Raw genomic sequence first — 24,133 nt, 5'->3', positions numbered from 1 at the left:
CTTATGCCAGAAGCGTTACACTTGATCGATTTAGAAATTAAAGATCCAAACGAAGCACTAAGTTTATTCGGTGCTGAGGATAAGCATTTAATTCAAATTGAAAACCAATTACAAGTATCTATTATTACCAGAGGTGAAAAAGTACGGGTTTCGGGTGAACAAGAAGAAATTGCGCTAATTCAAGAGATACTTGATGCATTATTAAAAGTAATCAGAAAAGGATTATCCATTTCTGAACGAGATGTTGTGTATGCAGTTGAATTAGCAAAAAAAGGTAAAATTGACCAATTTGAAACTTTATTTGAAGACGAAATTACGAAGAACGCCAAAGGAAAGTCAATTCGCGTTAAAACTTTAGGACAACGAAATTATGTAAATGCATTAAAAGCAGATGATTTAGTTTTTGGAATTGGTCCTGCTGGTACTGGTAAAACATATCTAGCAGTAGTAATGGCTGTTCAAGCATTAAAAAGTGGTTTAGTTAAGCGAATTATTCTATCTCGTCCTGCAGTAGAAGCCGGTGAAAGCTTAGGGTTTTTACCTGGTGACTTAAAAGAGAAAGTTGATCCTTATCTAAGGCCGTTATATGATTCATTACACGATGTATTAGGAACTGAACATACAGTTCGACTAATTGAACGAGGTACCATTGAGATTGCTCCTTTAGCCTATATGCGGGGTAGAACGTTAGATGATGCATTTGTTATTTTAGATGAAGCGCAAAACACGACACATGCTCAAATGAAAATGTTCCTGACAAGACTAGGGTTCGGTTCAAAAATGGTTGTAACGGGTGATATTACACAAGTTGATTTACCACGTGGCGTACAATCTGGATTAAAGGCTGTCGAATCAAGATTAAGTGGAGTAAAAGGCATTTCCTTTATTTACTTACAACAAGCTGATGTTGTACGTCATCCATTAGTTCAGAAAATTATTGATGCATTTGAAGAGTCTTAACCCTAATAACAGAAGAAAAAAGACCCACTAGTGGGTCTTTTTCTGTATAATTATTACAGCTATCAATTTCCAGGCAAATATATACATGAGCGTATAATCAGTGTATGATAAAAACAAGAGAAAACATTATCGTTTTGTATAGTTGAAAAGGGGAAAGATAAATGAGAGGTCTTTGGGAGAAACGATTCCGTAGCATTTTCCGAATTCAAAATAAGTCAGTACAGATTATATTAACTTTAGCAGTTATTGGATCCCTTTTCTTTGTTTTTATGATCTCTAATGTTTATACAGAAACGTATGATATCGAGCGTTTTAGTAATGCAAATGAAACAATTAGAGCGCCAATTACAATAGAAGATACAAAGGAAACAGAACATAGAAGAAGGGAAGCTGTCCAAGCGATAGAAGATCGGTATAGTATTTCTTCTGAAATCACTGAAGAACGAATTGACTATGTTCACGAGTTATTTGATGCTGTAGGAACCGTATCAGGAAAATCCTCTGGGTCTGATGAGGAGATACAACAATCAAGTGCTGAAACGGTCGAAGATTTAAAACAGTTATTGACACCTGAATTATTAGATGCTGTTACTCAAAATACATTAGTAAGTCTAGTTGAAGCTAGTGATAATGATCGTTTAGTTGCCAAGGAATTATTGATAACTAGCTTGTATGATGCATACAATGAGGGAATTCGTACCGAAGAAATTGAAGAAGCAATAAGTAACATTAATCAAAAACTGCGCTATTCGAGTTTAAGTAATGACTTGCAAACGGCATTAATTGACGTAGGACAATTTGCTATAGTAGAAAATTCATTTTTCTCTGTGAATGAGACAATGGAAGCGGAAAATCAAGCTATAAAAAATGTTGAACCTGTTATGATAAGAGCCGGCGAAGTAATTGTCCAAGAAGGTCAAACAATAACAAATGAATTATATGAAAAACTGAAATTAGTTGGTTTGTTAAATAGTGATCGAAACGTCTTTCCAGTAATTGGTTTATTGATTTTGATTTTATTATTATTAGGATTTATTTTCTATGATATGAATGATTTTTCAAAAGAACAAACATTAGACTATAGAAAGCTAATTGGTATTACGCTTATTAGTGTTGGTATAGTTGGAGTGATGAAATCTGTTAGTTATTTTGCAACTAATATAAATCAATTGTATTTTTTAGTTCCAATTATAACTGGAGTACTTCTTATGAAGCTGTTATTCCGTGAAAAGTCAGCTATTACTTTTGCGATTGTTTTTTCAATTATTGGAAGTGTAATTTTTAATGGACAAATTCCAGGCTCATTAAATGTGGAAGTCGGAATATACTTTTTGTTTTCTCAATTAGCAAGCATTGTGCTCTTAGTCAAAATAAAAGATCGATCAACAATTTTGAAAGCAAGTATTGGAACTGCAGTTGTTAATATTTTAACTGTTCTTTTATTTCTATTTCTGTCTTACGAAAAATATGTTCTTTTGGATTATGTTGTATTTAGTGGTTATGGATTGTCGGCTGCCTTTACTGCATGTATATTAACAATAGGTATTTTACCGTTTTTTGAATCAGAACTAGGCATTTTATCAGATACTAAATTATTAACATTAGCTAGTCCAAATCATCCGTTACTTCGAAAGATACTAATGGAAGCTCCGGGTACTTATCATCACAGTGTAATGGTTGCAAACTTAAGTGAAGCAGCGTGTGAGAATATTGGAGCAAACGGACTCTTGGCAAGAGTGGCATCTTATTATCATGATTTAGGTAAGACTAAACACCCGCATTATTTTATTGAAAACCAAATGGGTATTCAAAATCCACATGATTATCTGGAACCTAAAGAAAGTGCGGAAATTATTATTGGACATCCTTATAATGGTGCGGAAATTTTACGCCAACATAAATTCCCAAGAGAAATTATTGATATTGCCGAACAACACCACGGTACAACCTTATTAAAATATTTCTTATATAAGGAAAAAGACTCTGGTAAATTGACACAAGAGTCGGATTTTCGCTATCCTGGTCCTCGACCACAGACAAAAGAGGCAGCAGTTATATCAATTTGCGATTCAATTGAAGCGGCAGTTCGATCAATTCCAGAGCCATCAATGGAGAAAATTAATGAAATGGTAACCTCCATTATCCAAGATCGATTATTAGATGGTCAATTAGATGAGAGCGCACTAACTTTTAAGGAGTTAGATATAATCAAAACAACAATTAATGAATCACTAAATGGGATATATCATTCTAGAATTCAATATCCTACTGGTAAAAAAACAAAGGAGGCGTAAGCATGCATATCGATTTTCATGATGAAACAAATTCTGTAACAGAAGAGTATGTAGATTTAATCCAACAACTATTAACATATGCAGCAAAAGAGGAGGGAGTAACACAAGAATCTGAACTTTCCATTAATTTTGTTGATAATAGAGAAATTCAAATTATAAACCGTAATTACCGTCAGATAGATGAACCTACCGATGTGATCTCTTTTGCTTTAGAGGAAATGGGAGAAGGCGAGTTAGAAATTATTGGTGAAGATATGCCACTTATGTTAGGTGATGTTGTTATTTCCATTGATAAAGCAAAAGAACAAGCTGAAGAATACAATCATAGTTTAGATAGAGAATTAGGATTCTTAGCATTACATGGTTTTCTACATTTATTAGGCTATGATCACATGAAAGAAGTAGACGAGAAAAAAATGTTTGCAAGACAAGAGGAGCTTTTAAATGGCTTCGGATTATCAAGGGAATAAGCGTAGTAGGTTGGGGCTGAAATATGCACTAAATGGGATAAAATACGCAGTTCGTTCTGAAAATAATATGAAGATACATTTCGTCATTTTATTAATTGTAATTGGCTTAGGATTGGCTTTCCAATTATCTATAGTAGAATGGATGCTATTATCTTTAACGATTGGTAGCGTGTTAATTTGTGAGTTGCTAAATACTGCTATTGAAGACCTATTAGATTATCTAGCACCAGAAATACATCCAACAGTAGGGAAAATAAAGGACCTCACAGCTGGGGCTGTATTGATTGCAGCTCTAGTTTCACTAATTGTTGGATCACTTGTATTTATACCGAAAATTTTGGCTTTATTCTAAATTCTTTTTATGGCTAATGAGCGTTTTTTAACATTTTCGCGTTTTATGCCATTTTTTGTTGTAATTACTACTCCATTTTTATTAAATTGGAGCTTTTGTCGAAAATGTGAAATATGTTTAAATATATAGTAAAATAATTGTAGTAATATTTTTTACGGATTAATGGAGGAACAACATGGAAAAAGCATATCAATCTGGTTTTATAACAATAGTAGGTCGTCCAAATGTCGGTAAATCAACCTTCATGAATCGTGTTATCGGTCAAAAAATCGCTATTATGAGTGACAAAGCACAAACTACGAGAAATACGATTCAAGGTGTTTTAACTGAGCCAGACGCACAATTTGTATTTATTGATACGCCAGGTATTCATAAACCAAAACATCGTCTAGGTGACTTTATGGTTAAAATTGCGCAGAACACGTTAAGTGGAGTAGATATTGTTTTATTTATGATTAACGCCGAAGAAGGTTTTGGTGCAGGAGATAAATACATTATTGATCGCTTGGAAAATGTAGAAAGTCCAGTTTTTTTAATTATAAATAAAATTGATAAAGTACATCCAGATGAATTGTTTTTATTAATCGATAAATATAAGGACAAGTATGATTTTGCTGAAATCGTACCAATATCTGCTTTAGAAGGTAACAATGTTGACCATATGATTAGTGTGCTGAAAAGTTATTTACCTGAAGGTCCACAATATTATCCAGAAGATCAGGTAACAGATCATCCAGAAAGATTCATTATTAGTGAGTTAATACGAGAAAAAGCATTAGAATTAACTCGTGAAGAAATTCCACACTCAATTGCGGTAGTGATTGAGGATATTATAGAAAAAGATGATGAAAAACTGCGTATACAAGCTGTGATTGTTACAGAAAGAAGCACGCAAAAAGGTATTATTATCGGTAAACAAGGTTCTATGCTCAAACAAATTGGTAAAAAGGCAAGAATTGACATTGAAACATTATTAGGAACAAAAGTTTATTTAGAATTATGGGTAAAAGTTCAAAAGGATTGGCGAAATCGTCCGCAGAGCTTAAAGGAATATGGTTTTAGTCAAGATGACTATTAATACATGGTAAATATTTTAACTCATGCTTTAATTAGACTAGGTCATTCTATTAGTAGGCACATATTTTATTAACATAGAAAGGTGGGGTTTCTTGTGGTCGACATATCATGGAAGGTCTTTAGTCAGACGGGAAACATTGAAACCTATTTATTAATGAAAGAATTGGAAACTGTCTATCATGATAGTGGAACAGAACCTGATAATGAAGCAATACAAGAATATGATAACCTAATTTAGAATTATATTTTGTAACGTGATTTAAATTAATTTAATGTATAATGCGTCGTTAATTTGCCTTAGGGGATTGGTGAATGTAGTGTTTGAAAAAATAGAAGGTGTTATTTTACGCACACAAGACTATGGTGAAACACATAAGCTTGTTACCTTATTTACAAAAGAAAAAGGCAGAGTAACAGCAATTGCACGTGGGGCTAAAAAACCAAAAAGTAGAATGGCTGCGATAACGCAGCCATTTATTCTTGGGACATTTCTAATGCAAGGCGGTTCAGGTTTAGGGACGCTACAGCAGGGCGAAATTATTCTGTCCTACAGAAAGATTAGAGAAGATATTATTAAAACAGCTTATGCAAGTTATATAGCCGAATTAACCAATAAGTTGATTGATGAAAAGATTGCTGATCCATTCATATATAAACAGTTTGTTCTTAGTTTACAAGCCATAACAGATGATAAAGACCCAGAGATCATAACGATGATGTACGAATTAAAACTATATAAAAAGGCTGGTTTTGCTCCAATACTACAACAATGTGCACATTGTGGACAGCATAGTGAAGCATATGTCGCATTTTCTGTACAAGAAGGTGGACTACTTTGCCAAAGATGTGCAATGGTTGATAAAGAGGCAATAACTATATCTAGTACAATTGTAAAATTACTTCAAATGTTTTCTGCAGTGGATATTGAGCGAATCGGCAATATATCAGTAAAAACAGAAAATAAAAAATTAATGCAAGCATTAATGGAAACGTACTATGATCAGTACGGAGGTTATTTTATTAAATCGAAAAAGTTTTTGAAGCAATTAGATCTTTTTACCGATGCTGATTAATTAGTAATATAGTTGACAAAACACCAAATTTACCGTATGATTTCATTACAATTCGACGAGTTTTGCTTAGAAAGAGAGTAGTACTTTTATTATATCTATAAGAGCGAGTCCAGGTCGGTGTAAGCTGGATATAGGTCACTAAAAGGAAGGCACTCTGGAGCATTGCAATAAAAAAGTGGCTATTTGAATTTAAATAGCAAATAGGGTGGAACCGCGGAAATCCCGTCCCTATGCCTCAATACTTTTGAGGCATAGGGACGGGATTTTGCGTGTGTTTTCACATAATTTTAAATAAGAAATGAATAGAGACGGAGGGAATAATAATGAATATACAAGAAATGATTTTAACACTGCAAACGCACTGGTCAGATCAAAATTGCATTTTAATGCAAGCATATGATGTGGAAAAAGGTGCCGGTACTATGTCACCTATGACTTTATTAAGAAGCCTAGGTCCTGAACCTTGGAATGTAGCTTATGTAGAACCTTCTAGACGCCCAGCAGATGGACGTTATGGACAGAACCCTAATAGACTTTATCAACATCATCAATTTCAGGTAATTATGAAGCCATCACCTGATAATATTCAGGAACTATATTTAGAATCACTTGAAAAATTGGGAATTGATCCACTGAAACATGACATTCGTTTTGTAGAGGATAATTGGGAGAATCCCACACTTGGTGCGGCAGGTCTAGGTTGGGAAGTTTGGTTAGATGGTATGGAAATTACGCAATTTACTTATTTTCAGCAAATTGGTGGTATGGAAGCCAAACCAGTAGCAGTAGAAATTACATATGGATTGGAACGTCTTGCTTCTTATATACAAGATAAAGAAAATGTTTTCGATTTAGAATGGACAGATGGTGTTACGGTCGGAGATATTTTTTATCAACCAGAGTTGGAACACTCGAAATACACTTTTGAAGAATCGAATACAGATATGTTGTTTAATTTGTTTACAACATATGAACAAGAGGCAAAACAAACCATGGAAAAAGGATTGGTTTTTCCAGCCTATGATTATGTATTAAAATGTTCGCATACTTTTAACTTACTAGATGCTAAAGGCGTAATTTCTGTCACTGAAAGAACAGGTTATATTGGACGTGTACGAAATTTAGCACGTGCTATAGCTAAACTTTATGTAGAGGAACGAGAAAAATTAGGTTTTCCAATGTTAAAAGAGGAGGGAAAACAAAATGAAAACAACTAATATATTATTTGAGGTTGGACTTGAAGAAATGCCGGCACGTTTCTTAGATGCAACAGAAAAACAATTACAGGAGAAAACAGCGAAATGGTTAACTGCTATTCGACTACCTTTTCAAAAAATTACAACGTATGTGACACCGAGAAGATTAGGTGTTGTAATTGAACAACTTGCAACGAAACAAGCTGATATAGAAGAAGAGGCAAAAGGACCTGCTAAAAAAATTGCTTTAGACCAAGAAGGTAACTGGTCGAAGGCAGCAATTGGTTTCACCAAAGGCCAAGGAAAAGATGTGGATGAAATCTTTTTTAAAGATGTAAATGGAACAGAATATGCGTATGTTACAAAATATATTGCAGGTAAAACTGCTGAGGAATTACTACCTGAATTTAAGCATGTTATTTTAGATTTAAATTTCCCTAAAAATATGCGTTGGTCTACAGGCTCATTACGGTTTATTAGACCAATTCGTTGGTTAGTTGGTTTAAATGATCAAACTGTTATACCGTTTGAAATTGCTGGTGTCTCTACATCAAATTACTCGTTCGGACATCGGTTCCTAGGAACAAAGTTTGAAATTACCAACACAATGACATATGAAGAACAATTACGTGATCAATATGTAATTGCTAATGCGAAGGACCGTAAGCAAGTAATTGTAGAACAAATAGCTAATTTAGAAAAGGAACAAAATTGGACAATACCACTTGATAAGGAATTATTAGAAGAGGTAAGTCAATTAGTTGAATATCCAACCGTATTTTTTGGATCTTTTAGTGAAGCGTTCTTAACCATACCGAAAGAAGCATTAATTACTTCAATGAAAGAACATCAGCGTTATTTTCCAGTATTAGATAGTGATGGTGAATTGTTACCTCATTTTATTGCAGTTCGAAATGGAAATAATCAATATCTTGACGTGGTATCAAAAGGAAACGAAAAGGTATTAAATGCTAGACTTTCAGACGCAATGTTTTTCTATGAAGAAGACCAAAAACAATCAATAGAAAAAAATCTCGAAAAATTAGAACGAATGGTCTTTCAAGAAAACTTAGGTACAATTGCTGACAAAGTAGAACGTGTTGTTAAGTTAACAGAGGAAATAGCTGAAGTACTAGAGGTCGATCAAATAACAAAAGAAAATGCCTTACGTGCTGCTAAAATAAGTAAATTTGATCTCGTAACAAATATGGTTAATGAATTTACGAAGTTACAAGGAATTATGGGTGAAAAATACGCTACTATATTTGGTGAAAATCAGCAAGTTTCTAAAGCTATAAATGAACATTATATGCCTAGGTTTGCTAATGATAACTTGCCATCATCTACGGAAGGTGCAATTGTTAGTATTGCTGACAAACTAGACACTATAATTGGTTGTATATCAGTTGGTATAGTACCGAGTGGTTCTCAAGATCCTTATGGTCTAAGACGTCAAGCTATGGGGATTTTACAAATTGCACAAGATCAAAAATGGTCTACTTCAATAGATGATTTTATTACAGTTACTGAAAAGCTGTATGATACGTTAGGAATTATGACTGTTTCAAAAGAAGAAGCTAAACAAAACATATCAGAATTTTTCCGTGGCAGAGCAGCTTATATTTTAAAAGAGGCAGGAATTGAACAAGATATTGTAGAAGCTACTCTTATGAATAAAATCGGAAACATGATGTTTACGATTAAAAAGGCAAAATTATTAACAATAAAAAGACAAGATCCAGGATTTAAATCGGACCAAGAGGCGTTTGTACGTGTTATAAATTTAGCTAAAAAAGGTAAAGATACTGGCATAAATATTGACTTGTTTGAAAATGAGCAAGAAAAAGAATTGTACTACGTTTATGAAAAAGTTAAAACTAATTATCAAAACAATATGGAATCATTTGAAGCCGCTAAAGCTATTGATACATTAACAACTTTAACTGATTCAATTCATGCCTTTTTTGATCATACAATGGTAATGACTGAGGACGATAAGTTAAAACAAAACCGAATTTCCTTGTTAAACAAAATTGCACAATTAATACTGCAATTTGCTGATTTAAGCCAAATTGAATGGAAACAGCAATTCACATCGTAACTATTTGGAGGAGAAAATGGTAAATAAACAACTGATATATTTAGTATCTGATTCGGTTGGTGAGACTGCGGAACAAGTTATTAAAGCAGCATTATCACAATTTGTTAATGGTGGAAAGTATGAAATCGTTAGAATTCCATATATTGATAATATAACAAAACTTGAATTCGTTCTAAATAAAGCAGCTAGAGACCAAGCAATGATCGGATTCACTCTAATTAATCCAATCTTACGGCAATTTATTAAACAAACATCCATTGAAATGAATATAGAATCTATCGACATTATTGGACCTATGCTTGAAGGGATGGAGCGTTTTTTTGAAAAGAAGCCAAAATTAGAACCTGGACTAGTTCATAAATTAGATGAGGCCTATTTTAAAAGAATTGAGGCAATTGAGTTTGCAGTTAAATATGATGATGGAAGAGACCCAAGGGGAATTGAACAAGCAGATATCGTATTAATAGGAATATCAAGAACTTCAAAAACACCTTTATCACAGTATTTAGCTCATAAAAGTTATAAAGTAGCTAATGTGCCGATTGTACCAGAAGTAGAGCCACCGAAAGAATTGTTCTCAATACCATCAAGTAAATGCATTGGCTTAAAAATTAGTCCCAAGAAGTTAAATGACATAAGGCGAGAGAGATTAAAGACACTTGGATTAGGAGAACAAGCTAGTTATGCGACCCATGAAAGAATTACGTATGAACTCGATTATTTTCAGGCAATAATCGATCGAATTGGTTGTCCTGTTATTGAAGTATCAAATAAAGCTGTCGAAGAGACAGCAAATGTAATTATTCAATCTCAAACAACTTTATAAGTTGTTAAATATAAAATCCTTGTATAATAGTATAAGGATTTTATATACATAAAGGGAAATAACGTAAATCATGATTATAATTGTATGTTTTATGCAATAATATAATCAAAAGAATAGCATTTTTAATATATATATATTATAATTAGTGATTGTGAAAAAATATTTTATTATATTCAGCTAATTTATTACTTATTGATGCAAATTAAGAAGGAATTTCATTATTTTTGTAGAACATAAACAAATAGGTTATTTTTTGAGGATTAAATGTAGTGTACAGCTATGAAAAAAAGGATTTAGAATAAGTAGCTATCATAAGTTTATTCATCTTGAATTAGAGGTATTATAATAAAAAGTAATAATTTTAGTGATTATTATTAAAAAAATGTCGAATGTTGCAGGATTTTTACGTTTTTTATAGAACTATATAGATGATGGTGATGTATATGTCAGGTCAAATTCCTGAAGAGACAATCGATGAAATAAAGAAAGCCAATGATATTGTGGATGTAATTGGTGAGTATGTAACGCTAAAAAAGCAAGGGAAAAACTTTTTTGGTTTATGCCCTTTTCATGGGGAAAGTACACCTTCTTTTTCAGTCACACAGGATAAACAGATTTTTCATTGTTTTGGATGTGGAAAAGGCGGAAACGTTTTAACTTTTCTTATGGAAATAGAAGGTTTTTCATTTTATCAGGCAATTCAACAACTAGCAGGAAAAAGTGGTCATGAATTACCCGAAAATATGGAGAAACAATCTGAACAATTAAACAACCAAGAAGACCAAGCTAGTTTAAAAGCGTATGAATGGCTCACTAAATTATACCATCATTTATTACGACATACAAAAGAAGGTAAACAAGGTTATCGCTATTTACAAGAACGCGGGTTTACTGATGAAGTAATTGACACGTTTCAACTTGGTTACTCACCACAATCACGTGAGGTTATAGTTCAATTTCTAGAGAAGAAAGGTTTTCATCCACAACAAATGGTGAAAGCAGGCGTGTTAACAGCGAATGATCAAAATCAAGTAAGTGATCGTTTTAGAGGCAGAGTTACATTTCCAATTCGTAATCATTTAGGGAAAAGTATCGGATTTGGTGGAAGAACCATTACTGAGCAAGAACCTAAATACTTAAATAGTCCAGAATCGTCACTTTTTCAAAAAGGTAAACTACTTTATAACTTTGATTTGGCTAGAAGTGCTATCCGTAAACAAGGACAGGCTGTTTTATTTGAAGGATATATGGATGTAATTGCAGCTCATCAAGCTGGCATATTAAACGGAGTTGCTACCTTAGGTACGTCGATAACAGAGCAACAAGCAAGACTGTTAAAAAGATATGTTGAGCTCGTAATAATTTGTTATGATGGTGATCGTGCTGGTCTTGAAGCGTCATACAAGGCTGCTAAATTAATGCGACATGTTGGTTGCACTGTAAAGATTGCAAGCATTCCAAATGGTCTGGATCCAGATTCATTTATAAAAATGTATGGTGCTGAACGTTTTCAACAAGAGGTACTTGATGCAAGTAATACGTATATGACATTTTTGATGGAGTATATGAAGAAGGACTTTAACCTTAACTTAGAAGGAGATCGAATTCAATATATTGAAAAAGTGATTGATGAAATAGCAACGATTAATCGTCCAATGGAACAAGAACATTATGCGAAGGAAATTGCTAAACAATTTAGTTTATCACTTGATACAGTATTAGATGAAATTCAACAACGTAGGAAAAAGTTAGGGATACAGGATAACCGGAAAGCAACTAGCCATACTAAAAGCACAGAAATATATAAGCGAAAAAATAAATTACTTCCTGCTTTTCATAATGCAGAAAAACAATTAATTGCTTATATGCTATACGATTCTTCAATTGCAGAAAAAGTAAAAGAAGAATTAGGTGCTTCTTTTACTGTGGACTCACATAAAATTATTGTGACACATTTATATGCATACTACGAAGAAGGTTTTGCTCCTGATATTAGTCATTTTATTGAAAAAGTTATTGATCAATCAACTAAAAATCATATTGTGGAAATTGCAATGGAACCAACGCATTCAGACATTAGTGATAAAGAAATTAATGACTATATCAGAATTATTCGTGCAGAACTAGAAGATAAGGTAATTATACAAGGTTTAAAGGAAGAACAAAAGAAAGCTGAAATACAACAAGACTTCGTTAAAGCAGCACAAATAGGTATGGAAATTATGGAGATACAAAAAAAACTTAAAAATGCTAGTCATTGATATGGTGAGTTAGTTTGGAAGGAGGGGAACTCATGGCGAATAATAAGCCATCACGTTCAAAAGAAAACGAAAATGAACTGACGCTGACGCTAGAACAAGTGAAGGATCAACTCTTAGAAATGGGAAAGAAACGCGGTGTGTTAGCCTATGAAGAGGTGGCAGAGCGTTTAGCCAATTTTGAGTTAGAGTCAGAACAAATGGACGAATATTATGAGTACCTAAGTGAACAAGGAATAGAAATAATTGGTGAATCTGAAGAAGATCCCAGTATGAAAGAAATTTCAAAAGTAGAAGAATTTGACTTAAATGATTTGAGTGTCCCGTTAGGTATTAAAATTAATGATCCAGTACGTATGTATCTAAAAGAAATTGGTCGTGTGGACCTATTGTCAGCTAAAGAGGAAATTGGTTTAGCTGAGCGTATCGAAAAAGGTGAAGAAGAAGCTAAAAGAAGACTGGCGGAGGCAAATCTAAGATTAGTTGTCAGCATTGCTAAACGTTATGTAGGTAGAGGAATGCTATTCCTAGACCTTATCCAAGAGGGAAATATGGGTCTAATTAAAGCGGTTGAGAAATTCGACCATAGAAAAGGTTTTAAATTCAGTACCTATGCAACTTGGTGGATTCGTCAAGCAATTACAAGAGCTATTGCTGATCAAGCTAGAACAATACGTATTCCAGTTCATATGGTTGAAACAATTAATAAACTTATTAGAGTGCAACGTCAACTTCTACAAGATTTTGGTCGTGAACCAACTCCAGAAGAAATAGGAGAAGAAATGGAATTAACTCCTGATAAAGTAAGGGAGATTCTTAAAATTGCGCAAGAACCTGTCTCTTTAGAAACTCCAATTGGAGAAGAAGATGATTCTCACTTAGGTGATTTCATTGAAGATCAGGAAGCTACGTCCCCTTCTGATCACGCTGCTTACGAGCTATTAAAAGAACAACTTGAAGACGTATTAGATACTTTAACAGATCGTGAAGAAAACGTGCTTCGCTTACGTTTTGGACTTGATGATGGTCGTACACGTACACTTGAAGAAGTTGGAAAGGTTTTTGGTGTGACAAGAGAGAGAATCAGACAAATTGAAGCAAAAGCATTACGAAAACTACGTCATCCTAGTCGTAGTAAACGTTTAAAAGATTTCCTTGAATAAACACTTTGAAATATACGCGCAGACAATGAGTTTTCCAATTTATGATTTGAATATGTTGGAGGTTTCATTGGCTGCGCCTTTTTTAGTAAGTATTGCTTTTTGTGAGGTGTCAGACAAATGACAGAAGATCGTAAATCTATTATTATTAAAGAGATTAAATATTGGAAAGCGTCTCATTTATTACCGAGTCATTATTGTGACTTTTTATTAGCTCTATATACAGAGGGTGAATCTACCGTTGTAACGGAAGAACCTGATTCTGAACGAATAAATTTAGTTAGTGTAGGTATCATAGCTTTAAACCTTTTTTTATTACCTATTTCATTTTTTATTTTATATTTTACTCATTTAGATGTCTGGATGCAAGTTCTGTTCTCATTTTTTATAGTAACTGTTGCATTTGTTTTTTACACTGTCTCAAAGAAGAAGCTTCAATTATATATTGCCTATGCATTTATCATTTTATTAAGTATCATTTTATTGACTTCCGTCACATTAATATACCTGAGCTTTGGTTCTATTTTATTAAACACGCTTTTCGCAGGTTTTCAATGCGCTATCTGGATTTTAATTGGTATGCGTAGCAAAAGGAAGTTTTTGATTTTTTTAGGTAGTACAGGAATAGTAATGAGTTTTCTTTTTTATGTTTTTTAGAAAGAAAAGAATAATTTTTGCGAGGTAATTATAATGAATGAAAAATTATTATCAGATCGTCTACATACAGTAGCAAAATATATACCTAAAAAAGCATATTTTGCTGACATAGGAAGTGATCATGCCTATTTACCAAGTTATATTTGTTCCAATGATTCTACTTCATTTGCAATTGCGGGTGAATTAAACGATGGACCTTTTCAAAGTGCAAAAGATAACGTAAAAGCGCTAAACTTAACCAGCCAAATTGACGTTGTTAAAGGCAATGGTTTAGAAGTAATTGCAAATTACCCCGTTCGTCAAATTGTAATAGCTGGTATGGGAGGAGGATTAATACGTTCAATTTTAGATAGTGGGAAAGATAAATTATCTAACATTGAACGTGTTATTGTCCAACCGAATGTGGATGCTCATTTAGTTCGTGAATGGTTTTCAACGCATTGCTATCAATTAGTTGCAGAACAGATTATTAAGGAAGATGGGCATATTTATGAGGTGTTAGTTGCAGATCATGGTGATGGCTTAATCGGTTATCATGATCTTAAGAAAGAATTATTGTTTGGCCCACACCTGTTACGGGAAAAAAATGAAACGTTTAAAGAAAAGTGGGAATTGGAAAAAAACAATCGATTGCGTGTTATTGAGCAAATGAAACAAGCTCGAACTATAAATCATGAAAAATTAACAACCTTCAAACAAGAGGTAAAAGTAATAGAGGAGGTTTTGCAAGGTGCAGGAGATGGTACGCATACGTGATATTGTCGCTATCCTTGAAGAACTGGCACCTAAGGAATATGCTTATGATTGGGATAATGTCGGTCTACAAATAGGGTCATCGGAAGATAAAGTAAATAAAGTATTACTAACATTAGACGTTTTAGAAAATGTAGTAGATGAGGCGATAGAAAAAGAAGTAGATCTAATCATTGCACATCATCCATTATTATTTAAACCATTAAAACAAATAGACACAGGTAAGTCAGAAGGTCGCATTATTGAAAAGCTATTAAAACACAAGATTGCGGTCTATGCTGTTCATACGAATTTAGATGTTATTGATGGTGGTGTTAGTGATATACTTTCAGACCGATTAGAAGTAATAGATACAAGTGTATTGGTTCCATCAGAACATGGAGATTCAATTGGGGCAGGTAGAATTGGTGAATTAAAAGAGACAATATCTCTAAATGACTTTTGTCTAAGGGTTAAAGAAAAGTTAGAAATCCCAGCTTTACGTGTTGTAGGCGAACTCAATAAGAAGGTTAGAAAAGTCGCTGTTTTAGGTGGTAGTGGTAAAGATTTTATTAATCAGGCTAAGCTTATGGGCGCAGATGTTTATGTAACTGGCGATATGACGTTTCATGATGCACAAGATGCGATGGCAATGGACCTAGCTGTCATTGATCCTGGACATCATGTAGAAAAGGTTATGAAAGCATATTTAAAATCATATTTGGAGAAGAAAACAACAGAAAAATCTCTAAATGTAACTTTCGAGGAATCGATTAAGAATACAGAACCGTTTCAATTTTTATAGTGAAATAAAGCAGGCTGACCGTTGATAGTCTGCTTTATTTTTGAATATAATTAATTAGCGCACGACTTTTTGAAGAATAATAGCTATGAATTTGTGCTCTGTTAGTCATAAATAATTCAAATTATCTTTTAATCGATAATCGCTTTATGATAAACTCGCATTGTTCATAAAATAATCTTAATCAAAATGTGTAATACTTATATTATATAGATCATAGAAGTAACAGCAAAATAAAAAGATAGGTTTTTGGCAATATAGGATATATAATGAAATGTAATGTGCATTTTCAGTATATCTAACTTATAATAGATGTACAAAACGATTTGGAAAAAATGAGGAGTTAACTTATATGGAAAATCATCAATTTAAACAATACAACTTAAAACCGTGGATTGAGGGCGTCATTGACAATCTACAATTTAAAGAACCTACCCCAATTCAACAGAAAGTTATTCCAGCTGTTTTACGTGGTGAAAGTGTAATTGGACAATCACACACTGGATCAGGGAAAACACATGCATTTTTATTACCATTGTGTAGTCGTTTAGACGTAAATAAACAAGAGGTACAAATTGTCATTACATCACCAACTAGAGAACTGGCAACACAGATTCACAATGAAGTAAAAAAAATTCTGGCTTTTTCAAATCAAGAAGATAAAATCAACGCAAAATTATTCATTGGTGGAACAGATAAGAAAAGAATGATTGAAAAGTTAAAAATACAGCCTCAAATTGTAGTTGGAACACCTGGAAGAATTTTAGACTTAATTCAAGAGGGTGCCTTAGATATCTATACTGCAGAAGGATTTGTAATAGATGAGGCAGATTTAATGCTAGATTTAGGGTTAATCACAGAAATAGATAAGATGTTAGTTCGAGCACGAGAGTCAATTCAAGTATTAGTTTTTTCAGCTACTATTCCAGAAAGATTACAACCTTTTTTAACTAAATACTTACACAATCCATCTTCTTTTCATATTAAAGACCATTTTGCCCCAGAGAAGATCGAGCATCGATTAGTACCTTTACGTCATCGTGAGCCAGCTGAAGTAATTCTTAAAATATCGGAAGTAATTAATCCATATTTAGTTTTAATATTTACTAACGGTAAAGAGGCAGCTAACAAGCTCTACAAGCAATTACAAGAAAAAGGTATTCAAGCAGGTTTGATACATGGTGGTTTGCAAGCCCGTGAAAGAAAGCGTGTGTTAAAAGAAATACAATCGTTGCGTTATCAATATATTGTAGCAACGGACTTAGCTGCAAGAGGGATTGACATTAAAGGTATCAGTCATGTTATTAATGCTCAAATGCCAAAAGAGGAAGAATTCTACATTCATCGTGTGGGTCGTACAGCTCGTGCAGGGATGGAAGGGACAGCCATTAATCTTTATGACGATTCGGATGTTAACCTTATTCAGAAGTTAACTAAACGTGGTCTATCGTTTACAACATTCGATATTGTACAAGGGGAATGGAAAGAAATAAAAGCTTGGAATGAACGTTCGCAAAGAAAACAAACAGGCACTACCACTGATCAAGAGGCTTGGAATCGTGTCCGGAAAACTAAAAAAGTAAAACCAGGATATAAAAAGAAAATGAAATATGAGCAACAAAAACTTAAAAAGAGAATTAGTCAAAAACAAAATAAACGTTCCTAGTTAAATTTTTCTGTATGGAAGCAAGTGTTTCTGTTATGATTATGTTAGTTTTGAAAAAGAGGTGTTGGAATTGAAAATAGGTTCACACGTATCAATGAGTGGAAAAAAGATGTTATTGGGTTCTAGTGAAGAAGCTGCATCTTATGGTGCTACTGCATTTATGGTATATACTGGGGCACCACAAAATACAAGAAGACGTCCAATTGAAGAGCTAAATATTGAAGCGGGTCAGGCACACATGAAAGAAAATGGTATTGAGGAAATTGTTGTGCACGCACCATATATCATTAATTTGGGAAATACAACAAAAAAAGAAACCTTTGAATTAGGCGTTACCTTTATGCAAAGTGAGATTGAGCGTACGCAAGCTATCGGTGCTAAACAAATTGTCTTACACCCAGGTGCACATGTTGGAGAAGGTGTGGACAAAGGAATTGATAGAATTATTGAGGGTTTAAATGAAGTATTATTAAAAGACCAGGATGTTCAGATCGCGCTAGAAACGATGGCTGGAAAAGGTTCTGAAATAGGTAGCAATTTTGAAGAGCTTGCTCGAATAATAGAGGGTGTAGAGCGAAACGAAAAGTTATCTATATGTTTAGACACATGCCACATTCATGATGCTGGTTATGATGTTGTAAATGATTTTGATGGTGTATTAGACAAGTTTGATCGCATTATTGGATTAGATCGATTGAAAGTTATCCATGTAAATGATAGTAAAAACCCAGTTGAGGCTCATAAAGATAGGCACGAGAATATTGGTTTTGGTTATATAGGTTATGATGCGCTGCGTTATATAGTCCATCATCCCCAACTAAGTCATTTACCGAAAATATTAGAAACACCTTATGTAGGAGAAGACAAGAAAAACAAAAAGCCTCCATACCAATTTGAAATCGCAATGTTAAAAGAAGCTGAATTTCAAGCTGATCTTAAAGAGAAAATCTTACAACAATAATAAAAAAGGCATTCATATGAGTTCATATGAATGCCTTTTTTATTATTGATTAAACCAAGAATCCACACCATATTGTTTCGTTATCTGATTAAATAATTGTTGGGCTTGTTGCGCTGTTTCAAGATCTGTTATTTGAGCAAGTTTTTTTAACATAATTACTCGATCTGATTTATCAAGCGGGTTTAAATCATTATTATGAAGAAATTTAACAATTTTATCTGCTTGTATGTCAGTAAGATTTATACGGTATTGTTTGGCGTAACTAAGTAATTCTTTTTTTGAAATATTTTTTAATTTTTTTTCAATCATTTGTTTAATAAATGGTTGCATGTTTTATCACCTCTAGTTTCGGGTATATTTATACTCAATGCAATAATATATGCCGGTTTTTATGAATATGTACCAACAATTTAGATTTAAAGTTTAATTAGTTGCAATATAAAACAGAGTGATATAGCATAACATGCTGTAGCAGAAATTGGGATAACAGGAAAGGTGTGCTTAGTAATTAATGAAAAAGAATAAATGGATTTATCGAGGACTAATATCAGTGATTGCAATTATTTTTATTATATCATTTAAAGAATATCAAACAAGAATCGACACGCTGAAGCAAGAAAAACAGCAATTAGAGCAAAAAAACAATCAACTAGAAGCTACAGCTTCATATAATGATATTAAATCTACTGATGTTGAAACAGCTAATTATAAAAATTGGTCGGAATTAGAAAATACGGCAGAAAATTTTGTTGCAGATAGCGATGGGGAATTTAAAAAATCATGGGGTATATATTTAGCAAATGAAGCAAAAAAATATGAGATTGATCCTTATATTGTATATGAACTTTTAAAAGTTGAAACAGGAAATACATTCGATCCGGATTTAGTTGGTCCAGAAACAAAATACGGACAGGCATATGGTATGTCTCAATTCATGAAGAATACAGCTCCATGGATTGCAGATATGGCTGATTTACCTTATGATGAAGAACTTTTATTTGATCCATACTATTCAATTCAGTTGTCTGTGGTATATTTAGACTTCTTACATCACGAGTATGACAATTGGGATGAAGCTTTAACGGCTTATCACCGCGGAATGTCTGGAATGGAGACATATAAAGAGTCAAACGGTACTGCAAAAAGTGACTATGCAAACAAAATTCAAACTAAAGCAGAAGAACATAAAACTGTTGTACTGGCTAAATAATTTGGAAAAAGTTACAGGGTAAAGAATAGCCGGATTATTGACAGACTAAAAAGGCACCTCATAAATGAAAGCGAGGGACCTTAAATGGATCAATACACTCCAGATGAAAAAAAGGAAGAAATACAAGATGCACCTAAGTTCGGTACGGAAGCTGATACAGATACAATGGTTATGAATCAGCAAGGGGCACAAGATACAGATTTAACCAATTCGTCTGACTTGTTAGATCAATCGAATGTTAGGGATGAAGAATTTGCAGCGGAATTAACTGCAAATGATTTTAATGAACCTATTGCTTCAGAACAGGTAAAGGAAAGATCAGAAGTAGAGGCAAAAACCGGTTTTGGGTGGTTTGCTGTTGTTGCTTCTATAATATCATTTTTTCTAATGCCGATATTTTTAAGTGCAACAGGGATAATAGTTGGGTTTATTGCTAAAAGTCGTGGGGCCGATACGTTAGGAAATACTGCAATTATTGCAGGGGCACTTTCCATGATTATCACATTATTTATTGTTCCATTTTTTTAAAAGCTATGGAGCTAAGAGTGAATTGAATTGTCTACCATCATTTGGGTGACAACAGTTCAATCCCTCTTAGCTCTTTTTGTGTTATTTGTTAGTCACTGACAAGCTTTTATCCACAGTTAGCGATCGAGAAAAATTATGAGATAAGTACGTTACAATCACTGTTAACTATAAAGAATATTCATCCTGTAATGGCCTTTTAATGCCCTCTCCGTGTTTTAATTATAAACAACCACATAACTGTCCAATAACATTGCTTCAGCTTCTTACGCCTCTTTATATCGGTCCACTAGCTAGTTATAATGTACTAGTCTGAATTAGTTTATATATTGTGGAAAAAGATAACGTGCATTTTCTTGTAAATCATGAACATCAACTTTCGGATTCAATGCACTAAAATCAGTCACATACTGTTCCAAGTTCCAATTTAAAGATTGTCCATTTATTTGATCCATAACACTTATAAAAGTATCGCCGACACTTATTTTATAAGATACAACTTTAAATGTAAGTTGCTCTTTAGAGTCAATAACTTTACTGTCTTCATCATTCGTAAGGGTTGGATCGTCTATGGTATAGTTAATAGGGGAGCCAATTTTAAGGTCTATAAAGATACTGAAAAGGCACAGTATGATAAATGTATATATAAACAATTTTCTTATTCCCATTTTAGAGTGGCTCCTTTTTGATTTAATAGAAGTTGAAACTAATTGTCTTGTTCTATCGTATACTAAATATAAGCGAGGGGAAGTGATTAGATGTCAATTTTAGAACTTGATTGGATTAGTTTAGTGATGGTTGGTTTAGGTACTTTGTTTTTAATGGGTGAACTGTTAATTAATATGCGAGGTTTCTTTGCATTATTAGGATTTGGTTTTATAACTGTCTATTTTTTAACGTATCTTGATCCAGGTATGTTTGTGATAATGTTAGTCTTTTATTGTATTGGAATTTTACTGATCATAATTGATGGTAAATTAATAAATGATGGGACACTTGCTTCGGTTGGTGCGCTTTGTATGATTTTATCAGTCGGTCTAAGTTCTCCAAATTGGACTGCGGGATTATATGCTATAATTGGCGTTTTAGTCGGAGGGTTTGGTTCTTTGTTCTTTCTCAAAGTATTTAAGGGTAGAAAAATGTGGAATAAGTTAGCATTAATGGACCAACTTACAGCAGACAAAGGGTATAGTACAATGAATCAATCATATAAAAAATTAATTGGAGAAGAGGGAATTACAACTACTGATATGCGGCCGGTTGGCACAGTGCGCATTAATGACATTGATTATAGTGCTGTTACAAATGGTCAATGGTTGAAGAAAGATACACCTATCTTAGTCAAACAAGTGGATGGTACGAGAATATTAATTGTTCCAAAATAAACTGAATGAAATATTGTTACTCTATATAGAGTAGCAATATTTTTTTTTGCAATGGAGAAGATAGATAGTAATAACCTGTTTAAAACCATTGAATATGCTAAAATTTACATTTAAATACTTAATTTGTCGAAAAATAGCTAGTCTTGTGTAAATTTAGTGTAAAGTTTAATTAAAATTCTTTACAATTCGCAAGTAGTTCATTAATAATGGTAGAGGTGTTGTTTTCGTAATAATAAAAAAAGAAATGAAGGGATGAAAAAATCCAATGGAAATTGATGTGCAATCACTTGTCTTTCTATTTGTTGGTGGATTAGGTATCTTCTTATTAGGTATTAAATATATGGGGGATGGACTACAAAAAATAGCAGGGGAAAGATTAAAAGACATTCTTGATAAGTTTACTAGTAATCCATTTATGGGTGTATTAGCTGGTATAGTCGTAACTATTTTATTACAAACTAGTACGGGAACAACGGTCTTAACAGTAGGTTTAGTTAATGCCGGATTTATGACACTTAGACAATCTATTGGTGTTATAATGGGTGCCAATATCGGTACCACAGTTACTGCGTTTATTATAGGTATTAAAATAGAAGCATACGCACTACCTATATTGGCAGTTGGTGCATTGATGATTTTCTTCCTTAAAAGTAAAAAGGCCGCAAATATTGGACAAACTATCTTCGGTTTTGGTGCACTATTCTACGGTTTAGATCTAATGGGAAATGGTTTGGAGCCGCTTCGAGATGTTCAAGCATTTCACGAATTGACAGTTGATATGTCTACTAATCCTATATTAGGTGTAATTGTAGGAACATTATTTACTGTAATTGTTCAAAGTTCAAGTGCGACTATTGGTATCCTACAGAGTTTGATGGCTGAAGGAGCGATAGAATTACAGGCAGCATTACCTGTGTTGTTCGGTGACAATATTGGTACTACGATTACTGCAATATTAGCATCAATTGGTGCAACCGTAGCGGCAAGACGTGCAGCATTAACACATGTTATATTTAATATTATTGGAACTGTGCTTGTTCTATTAATTATTGGTCCATATACGCAATTCATTGGATATATTCAGGAACAGTTATCATTAAATGCCGAAATGACTATTGCATTTGCACATGGTATATTTAACTTTTCAAATACATTTATTCAATTTCCGTTTATAGGTGGACTTGCTTATTTGGTAACTAAAATAATTCCTGGTGAAGATTCCGTTGTTAAATACCAACCGACACATCTAGATCCAATATTTATTCAACAATCACCTTCAGTTGCGCTTCAACAATCAAAAGAAGAAGTAATTCGTATGGGACAATATGCACATAAAGGTTTAGAAGAAACCAGTTTGTTTTTAAATAACCATCACACAAAACATGCTGAAGCAGCATTACAAGTTGAAAATGCTCTAAATAAATTAGACCGAGAAATCACAGATTACTTAGTTCAATTATCTAGTTCTTCTCTGTCTGATTTCGAAAGTGCTAAGCACTCTACGTTAATTGATTCTGTTCGGGATATTGAAAGAATAGGGGATCATTTTGAAAATATAGTCGAATTAATTCAATATAAAATCTCAAACAAAATTAGTCTCACAGCACAAGCAAAAATAGATGTGAATGAAATGTTTGATTTAACTGCTTTGACTGTAAAACAAGCAATTCAAGCATTAGATAAAAATGATCGGGAATTAGCATTACAAGTAGTACAACAAGAAAATCAGATTGATAAAATGGAAAGAACCTTCCGTAAGAAGCATATTATTCGATTAAATGAAGGGCTGTGTTCTGGTGCTTCTGGTATTGTTTTTGTGGATATCTTAAGTAATCTAGAACGTATTGGAGATCATTCATTAAATATTGCAGAAGAAGTATTAGGAGAAAAAAGTCCTGAAGCTATACATTAAAAAAAGGGGGGATATTCCCTCCTTTTTTAATAATTTTACTATAAATATTGGACACTTAGATAAAAAATATTTAGGGTTTGTGTAGAAAAAGCTTGAATGATTTAATAGGACATGCTATATTAATTTTGTTGCGCAAATATAAAAACAAAAAAAGTTATTGACAGTATTTTTAATCCGTGTTATATTATATATCGTCGCTTGATTGACATGAATTTTTTAGAAGATACTTAATTAGAAACAATTAATTATTATTCCACAGTAGCTCAGTGGTAGAGCAATCGGCTGTTAACCGATCGGTCGTAGGTTCGAGTCCTACCTGTGGAGCCATTATGGCGGTGTAGCTCAGCTGGCGAGAGCGTACGGTTCATACCCGTGAGGTCGGGGGTTCGATCCCCTCCGCCGCTACCAAATTCAATATTTATAAGTGTCTTACTATGGCGGTCGTGGCGAAGGGGTAAACGCACCGGATTGTGATTCCGGCATACGTGGGTTCAATTCCCACCGGTCGCCCCATAT

General features: G+C 33.4%; 23 protein-coding genes, 3 tRNA genes and 1 other annotated feature. Of the genes, 24 read left to right on the top strand and 2 right to left on the bottom strand.

The features are described from left to right. Nucleotides 1–3 precede the first annotated feature (3 nt). The 17 genes from DM447_RS11500 to DM447_RS11420 all read left to right on the top strand — a co-directional run bounded on the left by DM447_RS11500 (nt 4) and on the right by DM447_RS11420 (nt 18,585). Nucleotides 4–960 (top strand): PhoH family protein, encoded by a 957-nt coding sequence (locus tag DM447_RS11500; RefSeq protein WP_112181348.1) that lies wholly within the window; start codon nt 4–6, stop codon nt 958–960. 161 nt (nt 961–1,121) lie between these two features. After that, the gene (locus tag DM447_RS11495) at nt 1,122–3,254 is read left to right on the top strand and encodes an HD family phosphohydrolase (protein WP_112181347.1); all 2,133 of its coding nucleotides are present in this window, start codon (nt 1,122–1,124) and stop codon (nt 3,252–3,254) included. A gap of 2 nt (nt 3,255–3,256) precedes the next feature. Next, nucleotides 3,257–3,724, top strand: coding sequence for an rRNA maturation RNase YbeY (ybeY, locus tag DM447_RS11490; RefSeq protein WP_112181346.1), 468 nt, complete (start codon nt 3,257–3,259; stop codon nt 3,722–3,724). Beyond that, nucleotides 3,699–4,076 carry a diacylglycerol kinase family protein gene (locus tag DM447_RS11485; protein WP_112181345.1) on the top strand — a complete coding sequence of 126 codons (378 nt, stop codon included), beginning with the start codon at nt 3,699–3,701 and terminating at the stop codon, nt 4,074–4,076. The genes ybeY and DM447_RS11485 overlap by 26 nt, the downstream gene beginning before the upstream one ends. Before the next feature lie 175 nt (nt 4,077–4,251). After that, nucleotides 4,252–5,154 carry a GTPase Era gene (gene era / locus DM447_RS11480; protein ID WP_112181344.1) on the top strand — a complete coding sequence of 301 codons (903 nt, stop codon included), beginning with the start codon at nt 4,252–4,254 and terminating at the stop codon, nt 5,152–5,154. Nucleotides 5,155–5,247: 93 nt separating this feature from the next. After that, nucleotides 5,248–5,391, top strand: a complete 144-nt coding sequence (locus DM447_RS11475) for a YqzL family protein (protein ID WP_112181343.1) — start codon at nt 5,248–5,250, stop codon at nt 5,389–5,391. A 79-nt stretch (nt 5,392–5,470) separates the two neighbouring features. Then, on the top strand, nt 5,471–6,226 hold the full coding sequence (gene recO / locus DM447_RS11470) for a DNA repair protein RecO (protein WP_112181342.1): 756 nt from the start codon (nt 5,471–5,473) through the stop codon (nt 6,224–6,226). Between the two features lie 58 nt (nt 6,227–6,284). Further along, nucleotides 6,285–6,459, top strand: a binding site (T-box leader). Nucleotides 6,460–6,549: 90 nt separating this feature from the next. Then, complete coding sequence (gene glyQ, locus DM447_RS11465) at nt 6,550–7,443, top strand: glycine--tRNA ligase subunit alpha (RefSeq protein ID WP_112181341.1); 894 nt, start codon at nt 6,550–6,552, stop codon at nt 7,441–7,443. After that, nucleotides 7,430–9,523, top strand: a complete 2,094-nt coding sequence (gene glyS, locus DM447_RS11460; protein WP_112181340.1) for a glycine--tRNA ligase subunit beta — start codon at nt 7,430–7,432, stop codon at nt 9,521–9,523. Before glyQ ends, glyS begins: the two co-directional genes overlap by 14 nt. Nucleotides 9,524–9,539: 16 nt before the next feature. Continuing rightward, a complete protein-coding gene (locus DM447_RS11455; RefSeq protein WP_112181339.1) occupies nt 9,540–10,349 on the top strand; it encodes a pyruvate, water dikinase regulatory protein in 810 nt (269 codons plus the stop codon). Nucleotides 10,350–10,792: 443 nt separating this feature from the next. Next, on the top strand, nt 10,793–12,610 hold the full coding sequence (dnaG, locus tag DM447_RS11450; RefSeq protein WP_112181338.1) for a DNA primase: 1,818 nt from the start codon (nt 10,793–10,795) through the stop codon (nt 12,608–12,610). A 32-nt stretch (nt 12,611–12,642) separates the two neighbouring features. Then, the gene (rpoD, locus tag DM447_RS11445) at nt 12,643–13,770 is read left to right on the top strand and encodes an RNA polymerase sigma factor RpoD (protein ID WP_112181337.1); all 1,128 of its coding nucleotides are present in this window, start codon (nt 12,643–12,645) and stop codon (nt 13,768–13,770) included. 117 nt (nt 13,771–13,887) lie between these two features. Continuing rightward, nucleotides 13,888–14,424 (top strand): hypothetical protein, encoded by a 537-nt coding sequence (locus DM447_RS11440; RefSeq protein ID WP_112181336.1) that lies wholly within the window; start codon nt 13,888–13,890, stop codon nt 14,422–14,424. Between the two features lie 33 nt (nt 14,425–14,457). After that, nucleotides 14,458–15,180, top strand: coding sequence for a tRNA (adenine(22)-N(1))-methyltransferase (locus DM447_RS11435; protein ID WP_112181335.1), 723 nt, complete (start codon nt 14,458–14,460; stop codon nt 15,178–15,180). Continuing rightward, a complete protein-coding gene (locus DM447_RS11430) occupies nt 15,155–15,961 on the top strand; it encodes a Nif3-like dinuclear metal center hexameric protein (RefSeq protein WP_112181334.1) in 807 nt (268 codons plus the stop codon). The genes DM447_RS11435 and DM447_RS11430 overlap by 26 nt, the downstream gene beginning before the upstream one ends. Before the next feature lie 349 nt (nt 15,962–16,310). Beyond that, nucleotides 16,311–17,624, top strand: coding sequence for a DEAD/DEAH box helicase (locus DM447_RS11425; protein ID WP_112181333.1), 1,314 nt, complete (start codon nt 16,311–16,313; stop codon nt 17,622–17,624). A 70-nt stretch (nt 17,625–17,694) separates the two neighbouring features. Then, nucleotides 17,695–18,585, top strand: coding sequence for a deoxyribonuclease IV (locus tag DM447_RS11420; RefSeq protein WP_112181332.1), 891 nt, complete (start codon nt 17,695–17,697; stop codon nt 18,583–18,585). 42 nt (nt 18,586–18,627) lie between these two features. On the opposite strand, the gene DM447_RS11415 is transcribed toward DM447_RS11420, so the two are convergent. Next, nucleotides 18,628–18,915, bottom strand: a complete 288-nt coding sequence (locus tag DM447_RS11415) for a DUF2624 family protein (RefSeq protein WP_112181331.1) — start codon at nt 18,913–18,915, stop codon at nt 18,628–18,630. A gap of 181 nt (nt 18,916–19,096) precedes the next feature. Here DM447_RS11415 and DM447_RS11410 point away from each other — a divergent pair, with 181 nt between their 5' ends. After that, nucleotides 19,097–19,795 (top strand): transglycosylase SLT domain-containing protein, encoded by a 699-nt coding sequence (locus DM447_RS11410; RefSeq protein WP_112181330.1) that lies wholly within the window; start codon nt 19,097–19,099, stop codon nt 19,793–19,795. Nucleotides 19,796–19,879: 84 nt separating this feature from the next. Beyond that, nucleotides 19,880–20,323 (top strand): nucleoside recognition domain-containing protein, encoded by a 444-nt coding sequence (locus DM447_RS11405; protein WP_112181329.1) that lies wholly within the window; start codon nt 19,880–19,882, stop codon nt 20,321–20,323. A 314-nt stretch (nt 20,324–20,637) separates the two neighbouring features. Here the strand turns inward: DM447_RS11405 and DM447_RS11400 are convergent, their stop codons facing one another. Further along, on the bottom strand, nt 20,638–20,988 hold the full coding sequence (locus DM447_RS11400; RefSeq protein ID WP_112181328.1) for a hypothetical protein: 351 nt from the start codon (nt 20,986–20,988) through the stop codon (nt 20,638–20,640). Nucleotides 20,989–21,078: 90 nt separating this feature from the next. Between DM447_RS11400 and DM447_RS11395 the strand changes: the two genes are divergently transcribed. The 5 genes from DM447_RS11395 to DM447_RS11375 all read left to right on the top strand — a co-directional run bounded on the left by DM447_RS11395 (nt 21,079) and on the right by DM447_RS11375 (nt 24,130). Continuing rightward, entirely contained in the window at nt 21,079–21,705 is a 627-nt protein-coding gene (locus DM447_RS11395) for an NfeD family protein (RefSeq protein ID WP_112181327.1), read from the top strand. 265 nt (nt 21,706–21,970) lie between these two features. Further along, a complete protein-coding gene (locus tag DM447_RS11390) occupies nt 21,971–23,617 on the top strand; it encodes a Na/Pi cotransporter family protein (RefSeq protein WP_112181326.1) in 1,647 nt (548 codons plus the stop codon). A gap of 252 nt (nt 23,618–23,869) precedes the next feature. Continuing rightward, nucleotides 23,870–23,944, top strand: a tRNA-Asn gene (locus DM447_RS11385). Nucleotides 23,945–23,948: 4 nt separating this feature from the next. Further along, nucleotides 23,949–24,025 (top strand) — tRNA-Met (locus DM447_RS11380). Nucleotides 24,026–24,054: 29 nt separating this feature from the next. Then, nucleotides 24,055–24,130, top strand: a tRNA-His gene (locus DM447_RS11375). Nucleotides 24,131–24,133: the final 3 nt, after the last annotated feature.

Origin of the sequence: Paraliobacillus zengyii, from assembly GCF_003268595.1 — a bacterium.
Classification (GTDB): Bacteria; Bacillota; Bacilli; order Bacillales; family Amphibacillaceae; genus Paraliobacillus_A; species Paraliobacillus_A zengyii.
This window is presented reverse-complemented; position numbering and strand designations above follow the sequence as displayed.